The sequence below is a fragment of the Haloarcula sp. JP-Z28 genome (assembly GCF_011440255.1).
Classification (GTDB): Archaea; Halobacteriota; Halobacteria; order Halobacteriales; family Haloarculaceae; genus Haloarcula; species Haloarcula marismortui.
The window spans coordinates 96,161-121,409 of record NZ_JAAOHT010000005.1 but is presented as its reverse complement, the minus strand read 5'-3'; the positions used below and the strand labels follow the sequence as shown (position 1 = coordinate 121,409).

23 protein-coding genes, 1 rRNA gene and 2 pseudogenes are annotated in these 25,249 nt (G+C 60.7%); 13 read left to right on the top strand and 13 right to left on the bottom strand.

Features of this window, described 5'->3' with window-relative positions:
• From G9463_RS04485 to G9463_RS04475, 3 genes and pseudogenes are all read left to right on the top strand, one after another.
• Nucleotides 1–93: pseudogene (locus tag G9463_RS04485) on the top strand (IS5/IS1182 family transposase); the annotation flags it as partial.
• Between the two features lie 35 nt (nucleotides 94–128).
• Nucleotides 129–1,220: pseudogene (locus G9463_RS04480) on the top strand (PQQ-dependent sugar dehydrogenase); the annotation flags it as partial.
• Nucleotides 1,221–1,431: 211 nt separating this feature from the next.
• A complete protein-coding gene (locus G9463_RS04475) occupies nucleotides 1,432–1,605 on the top strand; it encodes a hypothetical protein (protein WP_004965797.1) in 174 nt (57 codons plus the stop codon).
• Nucleotides 1,606–1,710: 105 nt separating this feature from the next.
• On the opposite strand, the gene G9463_RS04470 is transcribed toward G9463_RS04475, so the two are convergent.
• Nucleotides 1,711–2,409, bottom strand: a complete 699-nt coding sequence (locus G9463_RS04470) for an SDR family NAD(P)-dependent oxidoreductase (protein ID WP_275040410.1) — start codon at nucleotides 2,407–2,409, stop codon at nucleotides 1,711–1,713.
• 223 nt (nucleotides 2,410–2,632) lie between these two features.
• On the opposite strand from G9463_RS04470, the gene G9463_RS04465 reads away from it, so the two are divergent.
• Entirely contained in the window at nucleotides 2,633–3,562 is a 930-nt protein-coding gene (locus tag G9463_RS04465; RefSeq protein WP_165896070.1) for an SDR family NAD(P)-dependent oxidoreductase, read from the top strand.
• An 84-nt stretch (nucleotides 3,563–3,646) separates the two neighbouring features.
• Here G9463_RS04465 and G9463_RS04460 read toward each other — a convergent pair whose 3' ends face one another.
• The 4 genes from G9463_RS04460 to G9463_RS04445 form a co-directional block, all read right to left on the bottom strand.
• The gene (locus G9463_RS04460; RefSeq protein ID WP_004965802.1) at nucleotides 3,647–4,054 is read right to left on the bottom strand and encodes a hypothetical protein; all 408 of its coding nucleotides are present in this window, start codon (nucleotides 4,052–4,054) and stop codon (nucleotides 3,647–3,649) included.
• A gap of 199 nt (nucleotides 4,055–4,253) precedes the next feature.
• Nucleotides 4,254–4,862 (bottom strand): class I SAM-dependent methyltransferase, encoded by a 609-nt coding sequence (locus G9463_RS04455; RefSeq protein ID WP_007188495.1) that lies wholly within the window; start codon nucleotides 4,860–4,862, stop codon nucleotides 4,254–4,256.
• A gap of 222 nt (nucleotides 4,863–5,084) precedes the next feature.
• The gene (locus tag G9463_RS04450) at nucleotides 5,085–6,191 is read right to left on the bottom strand and encodes an agmatinase family protein (RefSeq protein ID WP_165896069.1); all 1,107 of its coding nucleotides are present in this window, start codon (nucleotides 6,189–6,191) and stop codon (nucleotides 5,085–5,087) included.
• A gap of 187 nt (nucleotides 6,192–6,378) precedes the next feature.
• Nucleotides 6,379–7,395, bottom strand: a complete 1,017-nt coding sequence (locus G9463_RS04445; RefSeq protein WP_007188497.1) for a phosphate uptake regulator PhoU — start codon at nucleotides 7,393–7,395, stop codon at nucleotides 6,379–6,381.
• A gap of 420 nt (nucleotides 7,396–7,815) precedes the next feature.
• Here G9463_RS04445 and G9463_RS04440 point away from each other — a divergent pair, with 420 nt between their 5' ends.
• Nucleotides 7,816–9,378, top strand: coding sequence for a sodium:solute symporter family protein (locus G9463_RS04440; protein ID WP_165896068.1), 1,563 nt, complete (start codon nucleotides 7,816–7,818; stop codon nucleotides 9,376–9,378).
• A 79-nt stretch (nucleotides 9,379–9,457) separates the two neighbouring features.
• Here the strand turns inward: G9463_RS04440 and G9463_RS04435 are convergent, their stop codons facing one another.
• Complete coding sequence (locus G9463_RS04435) at nucleotides 9,458–9,934, bottom strand: Mov34/MPN/PAD-1 family protein (RefSeq protein ID WP_165896067.1); 477 nt, start codon at nucleotides 9,932–9,934, stop codon at nucleotides 9,458–9,460.
• Nucleotides 9,935–10,151: 217 nt separating this feature from the next.
• Here G9463_RS04435 and G9463_RS04430 point away from each other — a divergent pair, with 217 nt between their 5' ends.
• Both G9463_RS04430 and G9463_RS04425 read left to right on the top strand, forming a co-directional pair.
• The gene (locus G9463_RS04430; protein WP_004965814.1) at nucleotides 10,152–11,582 is read left to right on the top strand and encodes an APC family permease; all 1,431 of its coding nucleotides are present in this window, start codon (nucleotides 10,152–10,154) and stop codon (nucleotides 11,580–11,582) included.
• A gap of 2 nt (nucleotides 11,583–11,584) precedes the next feature.
• Nucleotides 11,585–12,319 (top strand): universal stress protein, encoded by a 735-nt coding sequence (locus G9463_RS04425; protein ID WP_007188501.1) that lies wholly within the window; start codon nucleotides 11,585–11,587, stop codon nucleotides 12,317–12,319.
• Between the two features lie 55 nt (nucleotides 12,320–12,374).
• Here the strand turns inward: G9463_RS04425 and G9463_RS04420 are convergent, their stop codons facing one another.
• The gene (locus G9463_RS04420) at nucleotides 12,375–13,991 is read right to left on the bottom strand and encodes a TCP-1/cpn60 chaperonin family protein (protein ID WP_165896066.1); all 1,617 of its coding nucleotides are present in this window, start codon (nucleotides 13,989–13,991) and stop codon (nucleotides 12,375–12,377) included.
• Between the two features lie 34 nt (nucleotides 13,992–14,025).
• Nucleotides 14,026–15,297 carry a formamidase gene (gene fmdA, locus G9463_RS04415; RefSeq protein ID WP_165896065.1) on the bottom strand — a complete coding sequence of 424 codons (1,272 nt, stop codon included), beginning with the start codon at nucleotides 15,295–15,297 and terminating at the stop codon, nucleotides 14,026–14,028.
• 536 nt (nucleotides 15,298–15,833) lie between these two features.
• Between fmdA and G9463_RS04410 the strand changes: the two genes are divergently transcribed.
• The 4 genes from G9463_RS04410 to G9463_RS04395 all read left to right on the top strand — a co-directional run bounded on the left by G9463_RS04410 (nucleotide 15,834) and on the right by G9463_RS04395 (nucleotide 18,870).
• Nucleotides 15,834–16,511: an SCO family protein gene (locus G9463_RS04410; protein ID WP_121304290.1), complete on the top strand. Its 678-nt coding sequence runs from the start codon at nucleotides 15,834–15,836 to the stop codon at nucleotides 16,509–16,511.
• Nucleotides 16,508–17,035, top strand: a complete 528-nt coding sequence (locus G9463_RS04405; RefSeq protein ID WP_004965823.1) for a TlpA disulfide reductase family protein — start codon at nucleotides 16,508–16,510, stop codon at nucleotides 17,033–17,035. Before G9463_RS04410 ends, G9463_RS04405 begins: the two co-directional genes overlap by 4 nt.
• A gap of 1 nt (nucleotide 17,036) precedes the next feature.
• Nucleotides 17,037–17,696, top strand: a complete 660-nt coding sequence (locus G9463_RS04400; protein ID WP_165896064.1) for a cytochrome c biogenesis protein CcdA — start codon at nucleotides 17,037–17,039, stop codon at nucleotides 17,694–17,696.
• A gap of 163 nt (nucleotides 17,697–17,859) precedes the next feature.
• Complete coding sequence (locus tag G9463_RS04395) at nucleotides 17,860–18,870, top strand: hypothetical protein (RefSeq protein WP_011222543.1); 1,011 nt, start codon at nucleotides 17,860–17,862, stop codon at nucleotides 18,868–18,870.
• A 51-nt stretch (nucleotides 18,871–18,921) separates the two neighbouring features.
• On the opposite strand, the gene G9463_RS04390 is transcribed toward G9463_RS04395, so the two are convergent.
• The 5 genes from G9463_RS04390 to G9463_RS04370 form a co-directional block, all read right to left on the bottom strand.
• Nucleotides 18,922–19,731: a hypothetical protein gene (locus G9463_RS04390; RefSeq protein ID WP_007188508.1), complete on the bottom strand. Its 810-nt coding sequence runs from the start codon at nucleotides 19,729–19,731 to the stop codon at nucleotides 18,922–18,924.
• A gap of 297 nt (nucleotides 19,732–20,028) precedes the next feature.
• Nucleotides 20,029–20,151, bottom strand: a 5S ribosomal RNA gene (gene rrf, locus G9463_RS04385).
• 220 nt (nucleotides 20,152–20,371) lie between these two features.
• On the bottom strand, nucleotides 20,372–20,989 hold the full coding sequence (locus tag G9463_RS04380; protein WP_165896063.1) for a nitroreductase family protein: 618 nt from the start codon (nucleotides 20,987–20,989) through the stop codon (nucleotides 20,372–20,374).
• 241 nt (nucleotides 20,990–21,230) lie between these two features.
• The gene (locus tag G9463_RS04375; RefSeq protein WP_165896062.1) at nucleotides 21,231–22,556 is read right to left on the bottom strand and encodes a hypothetical protein; all 1,326 of its coding nucleotides are present in this window, start codon (nucleotides 22,554–22,556) and stop codon (nucleotides 21,231–21,233) included.
• A gap of 147 nt (nucleotides 22,557–22,703) precedes the next feature.
• Nucleotides 22,704–22,892, bottom strand: a complete 189-nt coding sequence (locus tag G9463_RS04370; protein ID WP_165896061.1) for a hypothetical protein — start codon at nucleotides 22,890–22,892, stop codon at nucleotides 22,704–22,706.
• 113 nt (nucleotides 22,893–23,005) lie between these two features.
• Between G9463_RS04370 and G9463_RS04365 the strand changes: the two genes are divergently transcribed.
• Nucleotides 23,006–23,755 carry an ABC transporter ATP-binding protein gene (locus G9463_RS04365; protein ID WP_127014559.1) on the top strand — a complete coding sequence of 250 codons (750 nt, stop codon included), beginning with the start codon at nucleotides 23,006–23,008 and terminating at the stop codon, nucleotides 23,753–23,755.
• On the top strand, nucleotides 23,748–25,181 hold the full coding sequence (locus G9463_RS04360) for a hypothetical protein (protein ID WP_165896060.1): 1,434 nt from the start codon (nucleotides 23,748–23,750) through the stop codon (nucleotides 25,179–25,181). The genes G9463_RS04365 and G9463_RS04360 overlap by 8 nt, the downstream gene beginning before the upstream one ends.
• Nucleotides 25,182–25,249 lie beyond the last annotated feature (68 nt).

The window sequence follows — 25,249 nt, the reverse complement described above, 5'->3', positions numbered from 1 at the left end:
TTCGCCGTGCGAGCGCGTTCCTGGTTTCGTGAGTTCCGAGAAATCGCCCTGATGTGTGTCGTCTATAACATCAAACGTGCCGTCAAACAGTGAATTCCACCGCCTTATGGCGATTCAACACAGCCATACAGACCGACGACTCAGCGACCGCTGTGACTGTCGAAACCGTCGCCGATGGGCTCGAATCCCCGTGGAGCATCACGCCGCTGCCTGATGGCTCGCAACTGCTGGTCACGGAGCGCGTCGGCAGCGTGGTGCTGGTCGACTCGGCCGACGGTACAGTCACACCGGTCAGTAACGCGCCGTCTGTGTATGCGAGCGGCCAGGGCGGGATGCTTGATGCGGCGTTGCATCCAGACTTTCCGGACCCGGCGTGGGTGTATCTGACATATTCGAAGGTCAACGACAGCGGTGAGTCGGCCACACATCTGGGGCGTGGTCGCCTGAACGTGACTGACGCGCAATTCGAGGAATTCGAACACCTACACGTCGCTGAGCCGTTCGTCGACTCTGACGGCCACTTCGGGTCCCGCGTCGTGTTTGGCCCTGACGGGCTGGTGTACATGACTGTCGGCGACAGGCAGTTCAAGAACTTCGGGCCTGACCACGTCGCGCAGGACCGGACAAACGAACTCGGAACGACGCTTCGACTGACGCCTTCGGGCGGGATTCCCGATGCGAACCCGTTCACCGACGACCCGGACGCGGTCGATTCGATATTCAGCTACGGCCACCGTAACGCACAGGGAATGACCGTCCATCCTGACACCGGCGCTATCTGGCAGGCCGAGTTCGGCGAGCAGGACGGCGACGAAATCAACATCGTCGAACGGGGCGCGAACTACGGCTGGCCGGTCGCCGACGAGGGCTGTACCTACGGCAGCGGCGACCCGATCGGTGTCAGCCATGCGGACCGCGACGATGTCGTCGCACCAGTGTATTCGTGGGACTGTGGTTCCGGTGGGTTCCCACCCAGCGGCGCGACTTTCTACACCGGCGACGCATTCACTGAGTGGACTGGTGACTTGCTCGTCGGCGGACTGGCGTCGCAGTACCTTGCCCGGTTTACCGTCGACGGGCGAACGGTCGAAGAGGCGACACCTCTCCTCGCCGACCGCGGATGGCGCATCCGCGATGTCGTGGTTGAACCCGGAAGCGGACATATCCTTGCTGTCGTTGATGCGTCGAATGCACCGATTGTCCGACTCCAGCCCGCCTAAGTCGGGAGACTCGGCGACAACTGTGTGGGGCCGGCGACCTGTGCATAGGGTCTAATTGGTGCGGGAGAGGTGCGGCAACGGTGACTGGATACCGCTCCGGTCGCATCGGTGCCGTTCTAGTCGCAAAACGCCACACAGATTTGCATCGTTTAGTCCCGAACCCCGAGCTCCGGACCGGGTCATTTTTGCTTCTGAACCCGCTAAACCGGCCGTGAATCAGACTGCGATTCTGCACGCCGCGTTCGGAGTACTGATCGTCGCAGGGTTCCTCGTTTCGGCACCACTGAGCTATGGCCTGTACGGGCTGGGAGCTGCGTGCTTCATTGCTGGCATCGTACTTGCCCGCCAGGATAGCGATGAGCCGGAAGCCGCTGATAGCGTCTGATAGCTCAAACATAGACGCTGCTCTCAGGACGAGATAGACGGTTCCGCGGAGCTGTACCGGCCCGTAAAACCACACCTGGCCGCACACGGACCGCTACCTGACCGGTCACGCTTCTTGCAGTCGACCACCGTCGATGGCCACGTTCTGGCCAGAAATGTACGCAGCCGCGTCACTACAAAAAAACAGAATCGGTGCCGCAACGTCCTCGAACGTGGCTGCCCGCCCACGCGGAAACTCCGAGACATCTACAACCGTGTTCTCGACCGCGAAGGGCGACACAGCGTTGACTGTAATCCCGTCGTCCTGTGTATCATACGCCAACGTTCGCGTGAACTGCAGGACTGCCTTTTTTGCCGCGAAGTACGGGAAGTTCATCGGGACTGCCCTGTCATCACGCGCGTCTGCCACGCCGAAGTTGATAATCCGTCCCCAGCCGGCTGCCCGCATCGACGGGAGCGCTCGCTGCGAGCACAGATACGTCGAGTATAGACACCCCTCAACAGCGGTTTTCCACTCATCGAGGGACAGCTCATCCCACCGCCCCTGTGGGAGCGGACCAACTGCGTTGACCAAGATATCGACATCCCCCAGTTCCGATTCACAGTCCGAGAACAGCGAATCAACGGCGTCAGGCTCAGTTACGTCACCTTCCACGGTCGTTGCCTCGACGCCGTGATCCCGTGCGTCGGCTGCTGTCTCCGCCGCCGCTTCTTCGCTCGTCCGGTAATGCACGGCGACATCGGCACCGGCAGCCGCCAACTCAAGGAGCATCTCTCGGCCGACTCGCTTCGCAGACCCTGTCACAAGAGCAGTGCGCCCGTCTAGCTCCGGTTGAATTGCTACCACCTCTCAATATACCGCTGTGACCATCAAAAATGCGCGGGTACTCACAACTCTCGATGACTGGCTGCTGTCCGGTCATGACCTCTTCTCGTACTGGCAACCGGCTCGTGAGTTCGATACGTCGCTCGGTCGCAAATAACCGTACTAGCCGTTCCGTTATAGTTGGAGAGACAGTAGTACTACCATGGCGAAACGACCTGCGGAACGGGCCGGTGTCGCGGATATCGATTGCACGGGCATGCAGGTACTTGTCACCGGTTCGACCAGCGGTATCGGGCGCGAGGCGGCGCTGTCTCTGGGTCGCCTCGGGGCGGATGTTATCGTGCATGGTCGGGACGCTGACGCAGGTGCGGCGGTTGTCTCTGAATTGTCGGGGGTGGGCGTCGACGCGGCGTTCGTCCAAGCCGACTTCGCTGCTGTCGACGAGGTTCGGTCTCTCGCAGCCACTGTCCGTGACGAGACAGACGGGCTCGATATCCTCGTGAACAACGCCGGCGGACTGTTCCGTCAGGGCCGGCTTACGGACATTGGTGTTGAATACACGTTCCACGTCAATCACCTCGCGCCGTACCTACTAACCACAGAGCTGCTTGACCATCTCAACGCTGGCGCTCGTGTCGTTACAACCGCCTCAAGCGCGCACAGAGGGACATCACTTGATCTTGACCGGGTCACCACTGTTGACAGCTACACGGGAACGTGGGCATACAGTCATTCGAAGCTCGCGAACGTGCTGTTTGCGACGGAGTTGGCGCGCCGACTCGAGACCACAGGCCGGGATGTCGTTTCGAACTGTCTCCACCCGGGTGCGATCCCCGGGAGCGGGTTCAGCCGGTTCCTTCCCGGCCCGATCCCGCAGTTCGTCAAGCTCTTCGATGCTGTGCCGGGAATCACGTCTGTCGAAGACGGCGCAGCCGAAATCCTGCATCTCGCCGTGTCCAGCCGAATCGGCGATGTTTCTGGCCGGTACTTCGCTGGCCAACGCCCGGCGACACCCTCACACGCTGCTCGGGACCGGGCGGCTGCAAGCCGGCTCTGGCGGCGAAGCGCTGACCTACTGGGAATCGATGTGCCACTCGGCGATGTACAATCGTCCGCTCCAACTGAAAACTGACTGTCGAGTGAGATCACAGGACTGCTGACCGGGGGTTTCGCGTGCCGAGTTCTCCGTGCGCGACAGGGCTACGTTCAGTGTGTCTCAGGCGTCTGATTCGTCAGCGTCGCTGTGTCCGCCATCGCTATCACCGTCGGCATCGCTGTCAGCCTCAGCATCACTGTCAGGGTCGGCCGACGCGTCTTCATGCTCGTTTCCTGCTACGTCTTCCTCTGACCCACTCTCGGTGCCGTCATCCTCGTGTTCCGCGTCTGTCGTCTCAATCGTAATCGGTTCATCGCTGTGCGTCTCGTGGCCGGTCGCTGCGTCCTTTGCTGCAGCACCAGCGACGTACCCAGTGGTCCCACCGACGAGTCCGCCGAGCATAGCGCCGGGGAGCCCGCCGCGCTTCAGCCCACTCACCGTTCCGACGAACCCGCCGACAAGCGAGAGCGCCGCAGGATTCGGCTCAGTAGCTGGCGTCTCCGTGGCGTCGTGCTGTTCCGATGCCATACTAGGCAGTATGTTCTGTAGATACAAATGCTGTCGCACGGCCAACACCAAGCGAATTAACCATCTACGCGGCCACTGCGAACGCCACTCCAGTAGTTGCCATCTGCCGGCACCGGGCAGTCCGGACTTTCTGTCCCGGCCGTGCTGATTTCCGCTATGAAGAGCGCGCTTCGCTACTGCCGCGTCGGCCGCCGTCTGTTCACTCTTTTTGCGCGATAACGGCGACAAGTGGGTCGTTTTCCGGTTGCGCTGTAACCGTCTCTGTTACCGTCAACCCACCTGCACGACAGTATGCCTCAACCAGCGTCGTGCGCTCGTCCATGTCGGCAACGCGCCACGCTCGGACTGCTTTCGTGGGGAACATCCGGTTCGTGAAGCTGATGATGACACGGCCCTGCGGTGCCAGAATCCGGTCGAACTCACTGAACACAGCAGCCGGATACTGGAGGTACTGGACCGATAGCGCGCACAAAACTGCGTCGAACGCATCGTCATCAAGCGGCAGCGACTGCTCACGATTGAGGTCCTGCACGAACCACTCATCGAGTGCGTCGTTGGCCGCAAGCTCGGCTGCGTTGAGTCCGTGACCGACAGTCCGACCGTAGTCCTCGTCCGGCAGGTGTGAGACCCAACTGCTCATACAATCGAAGATGCGGTCGCCGGGAGACAGCACCGACGCGTAGATGTTTGTCAACTTGTTTATGAAGCCATCGTCGGCGTGTGTCACGAACCGCGGGCTATCGTAGAAATTGTCGTCGTCGCTTTCATCCCGCCGAGATCGCCCCAGTGAGGTAAGGACCGACGCCATATTACCGGTTAGAACTCCATCAAGAAAACCCGAACGGCGGTCTAAATGGGGCCCATCTCAACACCGAGCGTACTGATGCGTCCATGTATCGCCGATGGCTATCCTGTGACACCATTCCTGCGTCATCCGAGCCAGCGTCCATCGGCCGACACACCACCCCTCAAGTACCGCCCACCAACGGAGTACAACAATAGCGATTGAGGCGTATACCGCGGCGTTATCTCAGTCGTCGGCGGGCGTCTCGGCTTCCTCCGTGGGACCGAGCGGTTCCTTGGGCTTGATCGGGTCGCCAGATTCCAGTCCCTTTTCGGCGAGTGCCATACTCCCCATCACCTCGATGATGAGTCGGTTGGCAAGCCCGCTGGTGACACCACCGTTGTAGGAGCTGCTGTCGCTGGTGTCGTAGGCCGGGGAAACCTCGACCACGTCGAAGCCGAAGTCCTCAGGGTCGAGCGCCTTGACAACCTCACGGACCATGTAGATGGCTTCACGCGGGATGAGGCCGCCGGGTTCGGGTTCGCCAGTGCCGGGCGCGTAAGCTGGCTCCATCACGTCCACGTCGAAGGAGACCCACACAGCGTCAGTGCCGTCGGTAGCCCGCTGGACGGCATCGGTGACGATGTCGTCGAGGTCCATCCCACCGACTTCCATGGAAGTGTACCACTTCATGCCGGCCTCCCGCATCTCCTCGTAGGTGTCCGGACCGGGCCAGAAGCCACGCGGGCCGATCAGGGTGTAGTTCTCGCCGGCCATGAGGTCGTCGTCGAAGACGCGCTTGACCCACGCGCCGTGGTCGTACTCGAAGCCGGTCAGCCCTTCGTCGCCCGTGTCCGCGTGACAGTCGAAGTGGATGAGGCCGATGTCGTCGTAGTCGTTCGCTTCGACCCAGCCCTTGATGTCGGGGTATGAAATAGAGTGGTCGCCGCCGATGACAATGGGCGTTGCCTGCTCGCTGATCTCGTAGACGGCATCCTCGATGTTCAACTGGCTCTGGCGCGTGTCACCGGGAGAGACAGCAGCGTCACCGGTGTCGGCGACGCTAAACGTGTCGAATGGGTCGATACCGGTCTCGATATTGAAGTGCTCGTAGGGTGGCGAGGGGACCGTTGAGGCAGCCCGGACCGCACGTGGGCCGTAGCGGGTGCCCGGACGAATAGTCGTCGCCGTGTCCAGCGGCGCGCCGAGAATGCCGATGTCGACGTTCTCTTCGTCAAGCGCGTCGCGCTCGACCTCCGGGAGTTTGAGGAAGGTTGGGATGCCGCTGAAGATGGGTTCGTTCGCTTCTTTGTGCTTTTCGCCGTAGATGTCGTCGCCGTTTCGATCAGTCATGATATAGTTGTTTCCCGGGCTCGAACTGGTCGAACCCAGCGTGTGTATCGACAAAAGTAGATGATTGCGAACTACGGATAAGCGTTCCTTCGGATGTGTAAAACCCACTCCTATGACCACGAGTGGACATGTACCGTTCGAGTTTCCTTAAGGAATTTAATGCTGGCTCGCCCCTCTCGGTCAGCAGTTACTCCCCGGTGACCAGCGAGGGGTCATTCCGGAAGGCCAGATGCGTCGCAACCGAGAGACTGTCGCGAGCGTGTCTAGCACTGCGTTCAAGCAGGACCACAGCGCGCTGGAGCGCCAGCAGCGGTTCGGGACGCTCTGATTCCAGATGTGCGTTCAGGTCGGCGATCCTGTCGTCAACCAGGTCGAACGCGGCGCGGGCGTCTTCGGTCGCGTCGTAGTCGGGTGTCGTCACCGCCGACCGGGTTGCGCTGGCTGCGTCGTCAAGTGCGTCCCCAAGTTCGGTGAGCTTTGACGCAGTCAACTGATCGGGCGTCGCCGAGTCGGTCGCCAGACTCGCGATCTCGACGGCTGTGTCAGCCATCAGAACCACGTCCTGTGCGACCGAGCGGTATCCGATAAGGGGGAATCCGGTTTCCAGTCCCACGGCCTGGTTCAGTCGTGGGTTCCGGTAGATGGTAAACACCAGACGGAGAAACAGATAAAACAGCTTCTCGACCTGTTCTTGACGGCTTTCTACTGTTTCGATGAGGTCGGTGTCTCCCTCGATGAGCGCGGAAATCGCATCCCCACGTATCACTGCCTCGGTCCGACTGAGTCGGCCCAGCAGCGTCGGGAGGTCGAAGTCCTCCGGCGCAACTGAGCACCGTACTGTCACTGTCGTTTCGGCCTGTTCAACGATGCCAAGGCCCATTAGCCGGCGCTCGGCATTCATAACGGCGTTACGGTGTTCGATCCCCAGTGGTGCCGTCGCCTCAACCCGAATGAGTTGTCGACCCAGAACGTACTGCGTGATGATGGCCCGCTCCAGTGCATCGGGGGTCAGGGCGTCGGCGTCGATGGTCGCCTCCACATCCTCGATGGTTGGCTGTTCAGGGACGACGAGCAGCGACCCGCCGTTCTCGTCGCGCTGGACGATGACCTCGTCACCCTTCGAGATGTCGTGTTGGCGCGCCCAGTCGACGGGCACTGTCACCGCCAGCGTGGAGGAGCCCAACTGCTGGACTTTCCGTTTCATTCGAATCGGGTCGGGCGTCACTTCCTTGTCCTCCTGAGATTTCGAGCTTCGTGCATTTATTTCTCTATTTCGTGTCCGGTCAGGCCGCATTTTCTACTTTGGGTTGGAACAAATACTCCAAGCGGGCGCAGAAGTAGACAGATTTTCACTCAATTTTGGGATGCCGTATTAAAACAGTTTTAGGGAACATATTCAATAAGGTACTGTACATATGTCCATTCACCTACGCCTACAGTCCATGGACGTTGCGGGATAACTCCACTGTGTAAACAATACTGTCACAACGTCTTTATGTGGTCCTCAAAACGGAACTCATGTGACTGAATACTACCCAAAACCAAACTGTATCGGGAAGAAAAGTGCGAGAAGTAGGGTAAAAAACGTTGATACCTGTTCAATCGTCAACAGTGGTGGTTCGCCGTGAGCGTCATCCTCTACGGGCTCGCCGCCACCATCGTGACGATGATGGCCATCGGGTTCTATGTTGCCAAGAAAGTCAACGGCGACAGCATCAACTACATCGTCGCCGGTCGGGGACTTATCCTTCCGCTGGCTGCGGCGACGCTGATGGCGCAGTCGCTCGACTCAAACGCAACGCTCGGGAATACCGACCTCGCAGCAGGCTTTGGCTTCTGGGCCGGTGCGGCACTGCCCGTCGGGCTGGCGCTCTGTCTGTTCCTCACCGGGCTGTTCTTTGCGAAACCGATGAACCGACTCAACCTCACGACGCTACCGGATTTCTACCGCCGGAAGTACGGTCGGACCGCTGAGATCGTCGCAAGCATCATTATGTCCGTCGCCTACGCGTTCCTGCTTGCGGGGAACCTTGTCGCCGGCGGGTACCTCTTCCAGATTTTCGTCGGAACGAGCTTCCAGCTGGGCGTGTTCATCATCGCCGGGCTCGTGCTCGCGTACACTGTCGCCGGCGGTCTGTTCTCGGTCGCCTACACCGACGTGTTACAGGCAGGCGTCGCGTTCATCGGCTCCATCGCGCTTATATTCTACGTCACGACGAACTACGGCATCACCATTCCCACCGGCATGGGACCGACGAACCTCGGACAGCTCACCGACCCAAGTCAGGGGGCGTACATCAACCTCGCCACCATCGTCGCTCTCGGCCTCGGTGACATCGTCGCCATCGACTTCATGGAGCGGGTGTTTGCGGCTGATAGCCCCGAAACCGCACAGAAGGCCTGCTTCATCGGGGCCGCCGGTACGCTGATTATCGGCGTCCCGTTCTCCGTCGTTGCGCTGTCGGCGAACCCGATTCTCGCCTCGCTCGGTGTGGAAGCCGGGAATCAGGCTGTGCTGTACACGCTCCTCCAGAACGCTGTGCCACCGTGGCTGGCTGCACTCGTGCTCGCCGGCATCGTCGCCGCCTCGTTCTCGACGAGCGACGGGGCGATTCTGGGAACGTCGGCCGTCATCGCCCGTAACATCGGCAACATCCGCGTCGACGAGGAGAGTTCCAGCAGTCCGGCAGCCGCCGCGGACGGCGGCGTCGATGAAGGCTTCTTTGGCTCGGAGAGTGACAAACTGCTCACCGTCACGCGCCTGATGTCTGTCCCGATTACGCTGCTTGGCGTGTTCCTTGCGATACGCGTCTCTGCGACGGGAATGTTGCTCGTGTTGGCGTTTGATATCATGCTGGCCGGCGCGTTTGTCCCGCTGGTGATGGGGCTATACTGGTCCGATATCGCGACCACGCCGGCAGCACTCGGCTCGATGATCGCCGGCTCCGCCACCCGTCTCGTGCTCTTCGTGCTGGTGCCGACGACCTACGCCTACGAAAACACGCTCCTGTATATCCCGAACGATATCTTCACCGCCGCTTTCGACGGCCTGCCGACGTTCATCGCCGCCGGGGTCGGGCTCGTGTCGTTCCTCGTCATCGCCTACGCGACCAAGGACGACTACCCGATCTACAGCGTCGAGAAACAGAGCAACCCCAACATTGTAGCTGGCGGCGAGGAAGACTAACCGGACGTATTCGACCCCACTTGATAATTGTTTTCGCCCGGCACACAGCAGTCTCGAAGCGATACGCCCCTACAGCCCCTCAAACAAGCCGTGGCAATCTGGCTGGCTCTTCTTGGGATGCTTCTCCCATCACTGGAACCTCTTGCCAATTAAACAACCCCAGTCGGAACAGCCGGTAACTGTAGGGCTCCCCATGTGGGGCAAAGACGACGAGCGCGAACCGGTCACGGATGTTTTGTCGGTCAGTGCCCGTCAACCCTGATGGTGTCGACGCTGCTGTGTGTGAGTGATAGAACACCCGTGGCCCTGCTGGAATGGCACCGGTGTCTGTGGCGACAAACCGACGCCGCGGTCTGGGGGAAACGTTGTCGAGCAGAACGTGGTCGGTCGCGTACAACCGACTGTCCCGTCGCGTACACGCCAGATATCCACCGGCCTCGTGGGGGTGACGCGCCGCGATATGCGCCGCCATTGTGTCCCGGATGTCGTCGGGAATGATGAGCGCCTGAGGATGATGACTGAACCGCACAGTACTACGTAGAGGTGACCTACGCATAGAATTGTTTCGACTGGCTGGGTGTGCTGCTTAACCGAATGACTGGCTTCTGAAGCCACAACTGGGGTCTCACCCGACTATCGAGAGACTCCGATACGGCCCGATATCCTCATAACGGCCTGTTCAATCCGTCTTACGGACAGTTACCGCTGTTATCCCCGGCGTCTGCTATGTCTCCTGCCGGCGGTTTTATCAGACAGGTGGGATATTCTGTCACATGGCTGAACAGCCTGTCGACGTTGACCCTGCGGGCGAGAACATCGCCGGTGAGGCACCTGCTGAGGAGCCGGAAGCCGTCACCGACGACACAGTCGTCCATGACGACGACGTTGAACTAGAACGGACTATCGGGCTGGTCGGCGGGCTGGCAATCGGGATTGGGACGATGATCGGAGCCGGAATCTTCGTCTTCCCGGGGCTGGCGGCCGCAAACGCTGGGCTCGCAGCTACCCTTTCGTTTGCTATTGGCGGCCTGATAGCGTTGCTCGTGGCGCTTCCGACTTCGGAACTCGCGACAGCGATGCCACGGAGCGGCGGCGGATACTACTTCATCTCGCGGGGGATGGGGACGGCCTATGGCGCAATCGTAGGCCTTGGGCTGTGGCTGGGCCTGATGTTCGCGTCCGCGTTCTATCTGGTTGGGCTCGGCCACTACGCGAGCGCTGTGTTCGCCGAGCTCGGCATCGGGCTCCCGTTCAGCCCGGTCATCGGCATCGGGTTGCTGTTCGGGGTCGCACTGACGGCGTTGAGTATCGGCGGCACGGAAAACACCGCGAAGCTCCAGAACGTCGTAGTCGGGGTTCTCCTCGTGGTGTTGACGGGCTTCCTTTCCTACGGCGTTCTTGATGCTGTTGGTGTGTTCGGCGGCGGCACCGTTCCGGAGCAGTTCTTCTCCAGAGGGTACTTCCGGGTGTTGACGACCGCTGCGCTGGTGTTCACGTCGTATCTGGGATTCGCACAGGTCGCCACTGTTGCAGGTGAAATCAAACAACCGAGTCGGAACCTCCCGCTGGCGATGGTGGGCTCGGTCCTGATCGTGACCGTATTTTACGTTGTCACAATTTTCGTCGCAACCAGCGCGTTTGGCGCTGAACGACTCGGCGAATTCGGGGAGACAGCGATGGTCGAAGTAGCCCGTGACTTCCTTGGGTTGCCCGGTGCGGTCGCGATTCTGGGTGCCGGGCTGCTGGCGACGTTTTCGAGCGCGAACGCGTCGATTCTCAGTGCCTCGCGGGCCGTGTACGCGCTGAGCCGCGACGCGTTGCTTCCCAGAAAGGCGAGCGAAGTCAACCTTCGATACGGCACGCCACACGTCGCGTTGCTTTCCGCTGGCGGCCCGATCCTCGTCCTCGTCGCGACTGGCCGGGTCGAACTCCTTGCGGAAGTCGCCTCGTTTCTCCACCTGATTATGTACGGGCTGATGTGTATCGCCCTGCTCGTGTTGCGCCGTCGGAACCCAGAGTGGTACTCGCCAAGCTATCGAGTACCGGGCTATCCGTTGGTCCCGGTCGTGGGCGCGCTCGCGAGCTTCGGACTGATCGTCTTCATGCAGCCCGCGTCAATCGGTATCGGCGTCGTGGTCATGCTTGCCTCGTACCTCTGGTACCGTTATTACGCTGGGGACGTGACACTCAAGGGAGATATCTGAGTATGACTGACCGTCTATCGATACTCGTCCCGATCCGTGTCCTCGAGGGAGAATCGGTCCCGGAGGGTGTCCCCGAACTGCTCGCCCATGCGCACGTCGTCCTGCTGGGATACCATGTCATCCCGGAGCAGACTGCCCCCGGACAGGCACGGATGCAGTTCGAGGACCGGGCAACGGAACGGCTCGACGAGTACCAGGAGATGTTCGAGGACGCCGGAGCCACCGTCGAGCGGCGACTCGTGTTCACTCATAACGGACAGAAGACTATCGACCGTATGATTGCTGAGCACGACTGCATGGCTGTTCTCGTTCCGAACGCCACAGGGCCGGTCGAAGACGTACTGGTCCCAGTCCGTGGGGCCATCGGGGTCGACCGGCTTGCCCGCGTTGTCGCCAGTGTGTTCGGAGAGATGGACGCCGACGTGACGCTATATCACGTCGCGGATGAAGACACAACCGACGACGATATCCAGACACTGCTCGGCGGGCTGGCGGACCGGCTGGCAGAATTCGGTATGGACCCCTCGACTATCGAGACGCGGATCGACCGCGACCAGAACCCCTTTGACGCAATTGTGGACGTTTCTGATGGGTTTGACACGGTCGTGATGGGTGAAACTGACCCGTCGCTGGCGACATTCGTGTTCGGGATGCCGGCTGATCAGGTCGCCAACCGGTTCCTCGGGCCGGTGTTCGTGGCCCAGCGCGAACGCCCTTCAGCGGATGAAGACGAGTAACACAGCCTGATCCAGCAGCCGGTCGGCTGGAGGGCTGTCGGTGTCTGCTCGCTTCTCAGTGCCCCACCGCCCACGGATAGCCACCCGTCGCCGCGTGGGCGTGGTCGTGTTCACCGTCCGCTGTGCGCTCGTTTGTGCTGGTTCGCACAACGTCGTCGACCCGAAGGATCTGTGTCACAACGGCGACTGCTCGTTGCAGTGCACTCCTGAACACCGCGGCTGGTTCCAGAATACCCGCGTCGATCATGTCGCGGGGATGGCCATCGGGGCCGACACCGACCGTCTCTGCGCCGGCGTCGTGTCGCTGTTTTATCCCTGTCAGCGTGGTCAGTGGGTCCGTGCCCGCGTTCGCGGCCAGTGTCCGGGGGAGGGCTTCCAGTGCGGTTCCGAACCCATCGAAGACGAGCTGTGTCCGGTCCGGGATCTCACGGGACAGCGCGGCGAGGTCCATCGCCAGTGCGGTCGGCACCGCACCACCACCCGGCACGAACACGCCGTCGTCAAGTGCGACACGAGTAACGTCGATACAGTCTGCCACGATGCGGCGGACTTCCTCTGCGACGTGTGGCGTGCCGCCACGGAGCAGTAGTGTTGCTCGGTGTTCCTCCGGACAGCCCTGCAGCACGAGCGTCTGTGCAGTCCCGACCGTCCGCTGTGTGACCGACCCAACAGTGCCGGTGTCGTCCGCGGTCAGGTCGTCGACAGACATGACTGGCGTGCTTCCTGTCGCTCGGGCGATAACATCGAACTCGTCTCGCCGGGTCCGTTCGACAGGGAGGACACCCCGCTGGGCGAGCGCGGTCCTGACTGCTTCGTCGATGGATTTCTGACAGAGGAGCACGGTCGCACCGGACTGTACCACCTGCTCTACCAGTTCGGTCCTCCGGTCCTGTTCGTGGGCCTGAAACGCGTTCCGCTGTGTCGCGTCTTGCAGCTCCACCGATTCGACATTGTTCGGTTCCTCGATGCCGATTTCGGCGTCGACCATCGCGATAGCCGGCTCGTCATGGGTCCGGGTGCGCGGGTGACTGAGGGCGTTGAGGGATGTCGATGATGTCTCTAGATCGACCAGCACTCCGTCGAGACAGACGGACTCGCGGAGTTCGCCGCCGGGGTAGGACTTGAGCGTGAGCCTTGACCTGTCGAACTCGATTGCCTGCAGCGCACTGAGAGTCAGTTCGGCGAACCGGTCGGTCGAAGCGTCGTCCCACCGTCCTGTGACGGCAGTCTTCGCAATCTGTGTCAGTCGGTCGTCCTGCCGGCTGTGCAGGCCACGTTCGTACTGCGCAAGCTGGTCAAGAGCGGCCTCGACGGCTCTGCCGTAGCCGTCGATGATTGTCGTTGGATGAAGCCCGGCTGAATGAAGCGTTGCAGCCTCCTCAAGAAGCGCGCCGACCAGCACAACCGCCGTCGTCGTCCCGTCCCCGACGGTATTGTCCTGTGCAGCCGCGGCCTGCTCGACCAGCCGACCGACTGGATGCGTGATATCCATCCACTCGATGATTTTCGACCCGTCGTTGGTGACGATGACCGTCCCGTTCTCGCCGACGACCATTTTATCCAATCCGTTGGGCCCGAGTGTTGTCCGGATTGCGTCGGCGAGTTCGCCTGCGGCGGTCTGTGTGGGGTTCGGCTCGTTATTGCTGTCGTCATCGGTCGTCTCTCCCAACATCAGTGTCGACAGCCCGTATTGTCTCTAGCTCTCATTACAGCGGGTCGTCAGTGACACAGAGGTCACCGCGGTCGGCGCTGTTGTGCTCGATACCTTCGGGGGACGCGTCGAAGTCGAACGCGCCCGTTGGGAGCGCCAGCGTCGAACAGGCGTTTGGCACGTCTACGACGCCGCTCTGACGCCCTTCGACCGGGACAGTCCCAAGAATGTGCAGCGCCTGCTGGCCGGTGTAGCCGAACTGCTTGAGGTAGTCGATAGCCTGCAGACAGGCCCGCCGATACGCGGTGTGGGAGTCGATGTACTTCTGTTCACCGTCCTCCGTGACGGAGTAGCCACAGAAGGTGACGTAGTCTTCGAAGTTCGGCCCGCGGTGACCCGGCTCGAATATTGGGTGGTCGACGCCGAACTTCTCCATCCCGTCTTTCACGAGGTCGAATTCGAGATCGACGTAGGCGGCCATCTCGATCGCGCCACAGAAGGAAATCTCGCCGTCTCCCTGCGAGGCGTGGAAATCGCCGATGCCGAACTTTGCGCCCTCGACGTAGACTGGGAAATACACCGTTGAGCCGATGGAGAGGTCCTTGATGTCGTGGTTCCCGCCGTGTTCTCGAGGTGGCACGGTTCGGGCCGCGACTTCTGCTGCCTCCTCGGCCTCGTCGGGGTCCATCTCGCCCATGAGCGCGCCGTCGGGTGTCGGTGGGTTCGCCACGGCTGGCTCCTCTTTCCCGGTCGGATGGTTCGGTATCGACTCGGGGTCCTCGGTGTGCTTGTCGATGAGTTCCTGTTCGCGCTCGTTCCATGCTTCCAGCAGTTCCTCGCTTGGCGCACAGCCTGCGAGACCGGGATGGATCTTCCCCTCGTACTCGACATCGGGGATGTGGCGCGAGGAGACTGTGTAGCCGTCGATGTCCCAGATAGATTTGGCCGCCTTCGGGAAGTGATCGGTCAAAAAGCCGCCGCCGTTTTGCTGGGAGAACGTGCCAGTGAACCCGAACTCCGAGCGGTCGTTGAGCGGCCCCATGTCGTGGAACTCGACTTTCAGCAGGTCACCCGGCTCGGCACCGTTGACGTGAACGGGCCCTGCGAGATAGTGCACCTGCGAGAGGTCCACGTCGCGGACCTCATTGGCGTTGTCGTTATCGGTTATTTGTCCGCCGGTCCAGTCGAGTGCCTCTAATCGCATACTCTCGCCAGGGTCCGCTTCGACGACCGCCGGAATGTCCGGGTGCCACCGATTGAACGGGTTCGCGCCCGGTTGTTCGTCTGGCGCGCTGTCGACATCAACCTCGAACTTCGCTTCTGGCATTACGACTACAATATCGAATAGATTACACATAAGTGTTAGGACTATTGACGTTTAGAATATCCACTTCTGATACAATATACGAAATCTTATCTCCGTATTCTTCGGGATATAGCTACATACTCATCTTAATACAGAGGAAATCTGTACAGACACTCTCATCAAAATACGGATATAATATGCAAAAGTCTTATTTTTGATAGTGTTACATGCCCATTCATGACACGCCAACTATCACGGCGTATCAGTTGAGACACGACTGCTCTCCTAAATCAACGAGACGCTGTCCTCTATGACGTGATTTGAGCGGAACTTGCCAGAGAGTACGCGGTACACAGTGCCCCGGTAACACGTGATGAGAATGTCAATGTGCGGTTCGCCTCAGTTCAACGCCGTCTGTCCGGGTCCGGGAACCGTCTTTTTCACTGTGCTGTGGTTTTGCTCACACCCACAGTCCAAAACCACGCGAGAGCAGGCGAACGACGGTTTACGAGAATCACACCAGATTCTCCAAATATTTGAGGGCACAAATACTGCGTATGCGCCGACGGACGCTTCTCAAATCGACGGGTGCGGCTGGAACAATTGTTGGAGTCGCCGGCTGTCTCGGTGGTGGTCGGCTCGGCGACTCGAATCCCGACGTCGTCCTCGAAGAGCCCGACCGGGAGTTCGAGAGCAGTGACCTTCCGTACCCGGCATGGGGTGAGCAGATTCCGGACGTGCGTGTCGCCACACCGACCGCATCCCGCGAGGTTCGACTGCGGGATATTGAAACGCCGACCCTTCTCACATTCTTTTATAGCCACTGCCAGACGGTGTGTCCAGTTCTCATCTCGACGCAGCGAAACATTCAGAGCCACGCCCAGAACAACGGCTACGCCGCTGGCGTCCGGTTCATCCCGATGACGTTCGACCCCGCTCGTGATACCGCAGAACGACTCGGGGTGTATGCCGACAAAATGAATGTCGACGCCGATAGCGAAAGCTGGCAGTTCCTTCGACCGGCGTCGAAGCAGCGGGCGAAGGCTGTCATACAGGACCAGTTCGGGGTTATGTTCCAGCGAACTGAACCGGAGGACATGGATATGTACATGTTCACGCATACAGCACTGACGCTACTGGTCAACGCCGATGGGTTTGTCGAGCGTGCCTACCGCTCGAAGTCACCGGACGAAGAAACCATTATTGCTGACCTTGAAACGGTGAGAACCGCGTGAACCGCCGGCAGGTTGTTGCGGCCATGACCGGGCTCGGTCTCACCGGGGGAAGCCTGTGGGTTGCCCAGAACGGGCTGTCAGGTATCCGGTCCCAAAACACAGACCAGCTTCCGGTTCGCGTTGAGACGCTCGATGCACGCGGCTCGTCGGCAGGCGAGACGCCCGTACCGACGCCGGGAACCGTCACGGTAGTCGACCTCTTTGCTACGTGGTGTGCACCCTGTGACGACCAGCTCGAGATACTCGATTCGATTCGGCCCGAGTACACCGATGTCTCGTTCATCTCAGTGACGAACGAGCGCCCGAGCGAGACTCTGACGAGGGCTGACATTGGTGAATGGTGGAACCGGAACGGCGGTGCTTGGACTGTCGGCATTGACCCCGGTAGTGAGTTGCTTGCGGCATTTGGGGCGGACGGACTTCCGTACATTGCGATCGTCGACGAGCGCGGGACCGTCCAGTTCGGTCACAGTGGGCTCGCCGGGAAAGAGACGCTCCGAGACGAACTCGACGCACTGGTCTAAGATGGCGGATGTTGCCGTACTCGGGACATTTGCGTTCGCCGCGAGCGCTGGCATCGCGACCTTTTTTGCCCCGTGTGCGTTCCCGCTTCTCCCGGGCTACATCGGGTACTACCTGCGTGAAAGCGACGGGAATGTGAGTATGCTGCCACCGGCCACCGCCGCTGCTGGCGGAGCGCTTGCTGCGCTCACCCTCGTGGCGCTGCTCGTCCTCGCACTTGGGCAACCGCTCAAGAACGCACTTCCGCTGCTCGAACCGGTCATCGGACTCGGTCTGGTCGTGTTCGGCGTCGTGATGCTCCTGAACCGCGAGCCCGAACTCCGCGTCCCGCTGCCAGAGCGACCGGCGTCGGTAGCCGGGTTCGGCGTGTTCGGTGCTGTGTACGCGGTTGCCGCAGCGGGCTGTGTCGTGCCGCTGTTCTTCGGCGTGGTTACCCAGGCGCTCGCATTGCCAGTCCACACAAGTATTCTCGTCCTCACAGCGTACGCACTCGGCGTCGCGGTTCCGCTTGTCGGCGTGACCCTCCTTGCGGGGGTTGGAATCAGCCTCTGGCACACCGTCGGCACGTACCTGCAACGGATACACCAGATCGCAGCCGTCGTGATGATACTCGCCGGTGGCGGGCAGATTTACCTCGCCGTGTTCGAACTCGGCGTGTTCTAATTCAGTCGAATGGGGGCTGGCCCCGAAAAATGCGGACTCGTGTGGCATTCCCACGGAGAGATGTGACCCGCCTCGAGGTCAAGCCCCGACGCATTCGGCCTGTTCCGCCCGTAGATTTACACCACAAGCAATTTATCGGTATATTAACTACTTCGGTACAGCAATGCGTTGTTCCCGCCGCCACGCCCTCCGACTCATCGGCGCGTCCGGGGTGATCACCGCGACCGCCGGTTGTCTCAATCCCGGCAGTCTCGACAACTACGCGCTCATCGCCAGTGAACAGGACCTCTCATCAATCGGTCGGCCGTATCTCTGGCCCGACCCGACCGCAATTGATGCGACCACCAGGGTCGACTTTACTGCCGAGACGAAACAGCAGTATACGTCAGAACTGTTCGACACCGGTAGCGTTACCGTCCAACAGTGGCCGCTCGTCGGACGAGACCGGTGGGGCAAAGACACGAGGCCGCGCCCGACGTTCCTCCGGCAGGACGGGATCTTTTATCAGGTCCAGATAAACGAGGCACGGCAGCTCGAACGGGACCGCTGGCACTTTGCGGTCACACGGTCCGAGGAGACGCCGCCGGACGACGCGACGGTCGAGAGACGGCCCTTCGACCGCTCGACACAGGACAAACGCGTCCTTGAGGCTGCGCTCGACGCGGTCTACGCGGGCAACGATGGGTTTCTCGGCGACCCTCAATTCGAAAACCTGCAGGCCGTCGAGTATCACCAGCACCTTGACGCTGAAGCCAGTGAGTTCGTCCCATCGCCGCCGTTCGATTACATCGAGTACGAAGACGAATACTTTCGCCCCGTCACAGAGCAGCGGACGGTAACTGTCCCAGAATGGACGTACACTATCGACGAGATCTCGAACAATCGCGAAGCGTTCCAGGAGTACGCACGAACGGCGGTTCTGGAACTCGATCTGACCTCACTCGACCTCTCGGAGGCCGCTCGTGGCGTGATCGACGACGCGATCAGCGAGGAGCCTCGCCGCTACGAAGAGGGCGCACCGCCTTCTGACGGACTTGCTGAGGTTTTGGACGCGCTCGGCATCGCTGGCGACCTCCAGCCGATAGACAGCTACGACGACCGAGTCGACTTCCGGGGTGTCGTCGCCGAATACCAAGGCACCGTCTATCGGTTTAGCCTGATCGTGACCCCCTGACTGGTCGTGACCAACCGGAACGCCGCAAAGTCACGAGGACCTTGACGGGCCTCAACGGGCGGAACTCTCGGTCGCGTTCTCAGAAGCGACCGCTCGGGCTGTGTCAACCCAACTGTGGTCCGGGAAGGAAGCGGGACGAACGTCGTACGTGTATCGGTCGGTGCGTCCGTCTCTGCCAAACGTGATATCGAACGCGTAGACGATCCCATCCTCGACTCCGAGCGAGAGCGTGCCGTTGCGAAGCGGTGGGGCGTCGTCGGCGGCGGTCGCTCGTTTGCCCGTGACGCGATACGTGATGACGGAGACGCCGTGGTGCGTCGTCCTGTTGGTGGCCGTCCACGTGTACCCGTCGAGGAGGTCAGGATGTCGGCCGATGTTCGTGGGCGCAATCTGTCCGTAGCGTGGGTCGTACCGGTAATACGCGTCGGTGGCGTCGTGGTAGACGTAGCTGTCGTCCGATTCCAGTTCCTCCCTCTGGCGCTCGTTCGGAATATCGTCGACCGGTTGAACGGCCGCATACGTCGTCCCGTTCCGATAGACCGTGGCGTTGTGCCACCGGTCAGCGAGTATCTCCCCCGTGTTGGAATTGATATAATAATCGCCTTCTATGAGCGGGCGGTCGGGTGGTGCGGTGTAGATGATAGCGTACGAGTCCCAGTATTCACGGGGGGTGTGCGAGACGTTCATATCGTCTTCCTCAAGCGCCGAGAAATTGATGTGATCCGGACCTGCCCCTGCAGGATACGTCTCGTCCAGCCCAGGTGAGGTCGTTTGCGGGGACCAGGGGGCCGTGAAAGCGGCCAGTCCGATACCGATTGCTACGAGCGCGACGGCGAGACCAATGACGTAGCGACGGTCCATGCCGAATCAAATCACAGCACCACTAAGTAAGTGCTCAAGACTCAAAACAGAACTTGTGCGTTACGCATGACCACAGAGCCCATTCACTCTGTGAGCGATATGGCCGCTGTGCCTGCCCCGCGAGCGACTGACCGTTCGTTGTTTCGCAGCATCGACGGCGACAGACTAACGATGTCGCTGCGAACACTTCGATACGCAACGGCAGAACTGTCTGGTAGTGCTTACCGAATTTAGGAGGATTTCAAGCCGAGCTACAGCAAAGCCGCGTCGCTCACTGGAACTCAAATCAGGTATGAATGGTGGCGGCGAACCGCGTTTCCCAGAGGCTCGCGCACTCCAGTACTCCCCGGAACGCTGGCGGGCTTATCTTCCGTGTTCGAGATGGGTACGGGAGGCAACCCCGCCGCTGTGGCCGCCTATACGATACCTCTCGTGGCCACAGTTATAAGCGTAGCTACTTGGAGACGAGAACTACCCGAACACAGTTCGACACTCACTAGCATAGCACCGAAGGGCGCACGATACGACTCAGTTCAGCGCTCTGTTTCAGGGTGCCGACTCCCCGTCCATGGTTGGCGGTAACGAAGAGATACCTGGGTTTCGCTACGCTCTCAGCTGGGTGCAGAACGCACCTGCTCGCTCACTCGAACCGGCCGCTGAAGACGATTTCGTCGAGCGGCTTCCGATTGCTCGGCTCTTCACGCTCTTTGAGGTCGTCAGGCAACGTCTCGGGATCGGCGCGTTCACCGACAGCGACCATCGCCTCGGCGTCGAATTCGTCTTCGGGGACGCACAGAGTGTCGTGAATCCGGTCCCAGTCGAAGCCTGCCATTGGATGAACAGCCAGGTCGCGCCGAGCGCCTTCGAGAGCGAGATTCTGCCACGCAGCGCCGGTATCGAAAGAGCGCGTCACAGCAGCTTCGCCGTTGTGGTCGAGGGTGACTTTCGAGAAGACGGCGATGAGCGCGCCAGCGTCGCGTGCCCACGAGCGGTTGGCCTCGTTCAGCAGGTCGAGAAAGGAGTCCCACTCGTCGTCTTCGCGGGTAGCGTAAACAAACCGCCAGTGCTGGTTATTGAACGCGGACGGGGCCCAGCGTGCGGCTTCGAACAACGAATGGAGGGCATCTTCAGCAAGTGAATCACCAGTCATCGCACGCGGCGACCAGCGATTGACAAAGAGCGGGTCGACGTTGTGGACGGGGTCACGGTATTCAGCAACTTCATCGTCGAGATTGTGACCAGTATTCGTCTGTGACATCGTGTATTTCTGTTCGGTTCACGCGCTTATGTACTAATGGCAACATAAGCACAACCAGGTAACATCGATGCTATCCTCGGGTAATTATCAAAGAGTATGGCATAGAGTAACGCGGGAACACACTGCCGATCAAATCAGGGCACGACCGTGGTCGCCCACGTTGTCCTGACACGTCTAAACTGGTCTACTCAGAGCCGAACCGAATGGCGTGTTTGCACTGCGGTTGTCGCCAGAGAACTGGTCAACAGCCAGATGAGGGAACGCCAAGCGAGACGCCGGCAAGGAAGAGAGGGAGACCGGCGACAGCAACGGCAGCAGCGCTGGCCGTTGCGATAGGGATGAAAAGCACGCCCAGTCCAAACGGCGCAGGCAGTATCGGGAGGACTGGTAGCATCGACAGCACGAACCCGATGGCGGCGGTCTTCAACGCCAGCCGGCGGTTCCCATGGCCGACTGCGTACCCGGCCGGGAGAAGCACAAACGCAGGTCCAAGAACCAACAGCGCTGACACCGGGAACGTGAACCCGTCCCCGGCAACCATCGGCGCCGCCGCTATCGTCACTCCGAGCGCGATGCCTGCGCCGACTACTGCGCCGCCAACGACCGTCCGATAGCTTGTGCGCTCACGGACGCGCCGCTGTGACAGTGCGATGCCACAGATGAACAGCGCGGTGCCACCGCCGAACAGCGGTGCCGCTATGCCACCCAACCGCAAAACGCCCGTCGCTCCAAGAAGCGACAGAACAGTCGCTAGCGCGCCCACGCCGGCGAAGACGATGCCAGCGGAGTCCCGGACGCGTTTCAAGTCCCAATCAAGCCGGGCGACACCCCCGGCGGCAGCGCCGATCAAGAGGGTAAACACCGCTGCGGGGAGCGTGGTGTATGCGAGCGCCTTCACCGCCATCACGGGTCCGAGCAGTGCTCCGACCGCGAGTAGACTCAACAGCGGCCCAACGGCCGTGTCACGGGGAACGAACGTCACGATACGCCCGTCGTTGAGTTCGGTCAGCGTCATCCGCTGTCCGTCGTCTGAGACGGTTGCGCCGTCGATGGCTTGCTCGACTCGCATCCCGTCGGGAGCAACGACGACGAGCCGATCAGCACCGAGGCCATCGAGGTTTCGATAGCCGTAGGCTTCAGTAAACTCGCCAGTCCGGACTGTCCCGCCGACGGACTGCTGAGCGAAGTCGGCCTCGCGGTACCGTAGCGTTATGACGCCATCGCCGGACACGTTCGCGCTCAGGAGTTCGGTGTCCCACATCGCCCTGTCGGCGATAGCGGTCCGGAGGCTCTCGTTTGCTCGAAGCCGTGCAACACCTTCTGCGTTAGACAGACGATTGTGGACGACCCACGTTGCGGTTCCGTTGTTGTTGACGGCGACGGTTGCATTGCTGTGTGTGACAGTGACCGACACACCGTGAGACTCGGCCGTCGATTCAAAGGTGTCACCGCAGGCGTCACACAGCGGCCTTGGCGGGGGCGCTGCGCCGACTGGCATGGCGGTACAGAGGAGCGACACACAGACCAGACAGAGGAGGGCGAGGTGGTGGAGTCGATGCGGGGCCATGTAGCATATCTATCCTGTCATGTGTTAAGAGATATCGATTACTCAAAGAATGGTTATACAAACACGGACTACAGGTGACAGTTCGGCCGATACATATCTGACAAGTATGCCGCTCAATACATATCGCGTCCGCTATGCCGGCCAGATTCAACTTTCGGCGGTGTCAGCGTGGTCGTTGGGCGGAGCCGCCCCCGTCGCTGCTTCGTCGAGCATCCCTGACGCCCACTCGACCACATCGGGAGGCGCCCAGTGGATACTGTCGAATCCACTGTTACGTTCGCGGTCAATGGTCAGAAACGTGGTCCCGCCGGCGATGAGGTCGATACTGCAGGGCACAGATTCATCAATTTAGATGCACGTGTCCCCGAAACCGCTGTCAGACTATCTGGAATGTTCTTATCTAGTATAATAGCTTATACGGACAGAACCACGATGGTCGGCAGAACGCCGTGACAGCAATCGAGATCGAGTCGCTTCGGAAGGCCTACGGCGACATGACCGCGATAGCGGACCTCTCGCTCAGCATCGACGATGGCGAGTTCTTCGGACTGCTCGGGCCGAACGGGGCCGGCAAGACCACCACAATGGAAATACTCACCGGGCAGCTCAGTCCGGATAGTGGACAGGCAGCGGTACTCGGTGTCGACCCGGCAACGCAGCCAACAGCGGTCCGCGAACGAGCGGGGATTCTCCCTGAAAAAGAGTCACCGCCGAGTTTCATGACGCCACGCGAGTACTTCGACTTTGTCGGTGCTATCCGTGATATGCCCGACGACGCGGTAACAGCGCAGACCGAGTCATGGGCCGACCGTCTCGGCTTCACCGCGAAACTCGACACGCTGTCCTCGGACCTTTCGCGGGGCCAACAGCAGAAAGTGATGATCGCCGGCGCGTTTTTCCACGAGCCGGATGTCGTGTTCATCGACGAACCGCTGGCGAATCTCGACCCAATCGTTCAGGAGCGGGTCAAGCGCTTCCTGCGCTCGTACCGGGACGACGGCAACACGATTGTTGTTACGACACACGACGTAGACGTTGCTGCCGAACTCTGCTCGCGGGTCGGCATCATGTACGGCGGCGAACTCGTCGCCGATGTCCGGCCAGCAGAACTCGACGCTGATGTGACGCTCCTCGACGTGTTTCTGGACAACGTTGACGCAACAGTGGACCAGGGACCGAAATCGCTGACACATGAGTGACGGACGAGCGCGAAGGGTGTTTGTCGAGATGCTCCGGGAGGAGTGGCGACTCCACAGTCGGCTCTTCCGCGGCAGTCACTTCTCCCTGTTTCCGGTGTTTATCTGTCTGCTCGCTGGAGCCGCGGCCAAGCTTCTTGCTGTTACCGGGACCGAGCCGAAAACCGTGTTCGCCGGCCTCCACGCACTGGTGTTCGTCTTTGGTCTCCACACGGGGTCCATCGGCTTTGTGGGACGGGATGCTCTCCGGAACCTCCTCGGTGATGTGACGCTGCTGGTCTTTTCGGCTCGCACGCTCCCGCTATCGCAGAACACGCTGCTGGGACTGTTCGTCGTCAAGGACAGTGTCTACTACGCAGTGCTGTTCCTGTTGCCGATTTCCCTCGGAACGGTGCTTGCAGTCAGCGGAGCCGCCGGGCCTCTCCTCGTAGCTGAGACGGTCCCACTTCTGTGGACGACCCTCGCACTGACGTTCGTCCTCGGAATGGGCACGACGATTGCGGCCCTCGGCCTCGCTGGCCGTGGCGTTCCCGGACTGGCGCTACTCGCGGCCCCACTCGTCACCGTCGGTGCAGCGCTGGCAAGTGGTGTCGATATCGTCTTCTACACCCCCTACGGTCTGTTTCTCGCCCAGACCCCTGTGCGGGCCGGAACTACGGGTGCCAGTATCCTCGTCGTCTTTCTGCTCAGCGCCGGGACCTTCGATGCGACCGCCCCCCGCCCCGCTCGAACGGTCACACCGGCCTTCCGCCGCTGGTGGCGACGGATCGGTGACCCAGTTGCGACCAAGAGCCTGCTTGACATCCACCGGAGCGCTGGCGGGTTCGGGAAAGTCCTCTTTTCGGCGGCGGTGCTGTTCGGTGTCACCGCCGCGCTGGTCGATTTCGCCGGACAGATTACGGGTGTGCCGCCGTCCACTGGTATCTCATTCGGTGCGATTCTCGGGCTCTCTGGGTTTACAACCTACAACTGGCTCACACAATCCGATGACGTGAGCCTGTATTTCGCCCATCCACTCTCTGTGAAAGCCGTTTTTGTGGGGAAATTCCGGGCGTTCCTCCTGCTCGGCCCGCTAGTTGGACTCGCGTTCTACGGACTCGCACTCGTCTGGCGTGGCGGGTCGGTCGCCGAGGCGGCTGTCGGAGGCGTCCTGCTCGTCGGCGTTGCCTGCTACATCTTCGGCACCACCGTGTACCTCACTGGCCTTTCTCCGAACGAGTTCCTCTTCGATACGGCCTTGTTCGCTGTTTTCGGCGCGGCAATGGTCCTCTCGCTAGTCCCGATCCTTATCGCTGGGTTCGCCATCTCGCCGCTGTCTGGGACCCTGCTTGCCGCCCTCGGGGGGTCTGGTGGTGTCATGGCTGTTGTCGGCGTCGCCCTCTACCGTCGGTCGTTACCCAAATGGTCGACGCGGTATCAGCAGGCGTGAGTGGCCGCTTGGGTTCGTCCGCTCCGGCCCCAGCACCGACTCGCCATCATCATCGGGTTTGCCGTTGC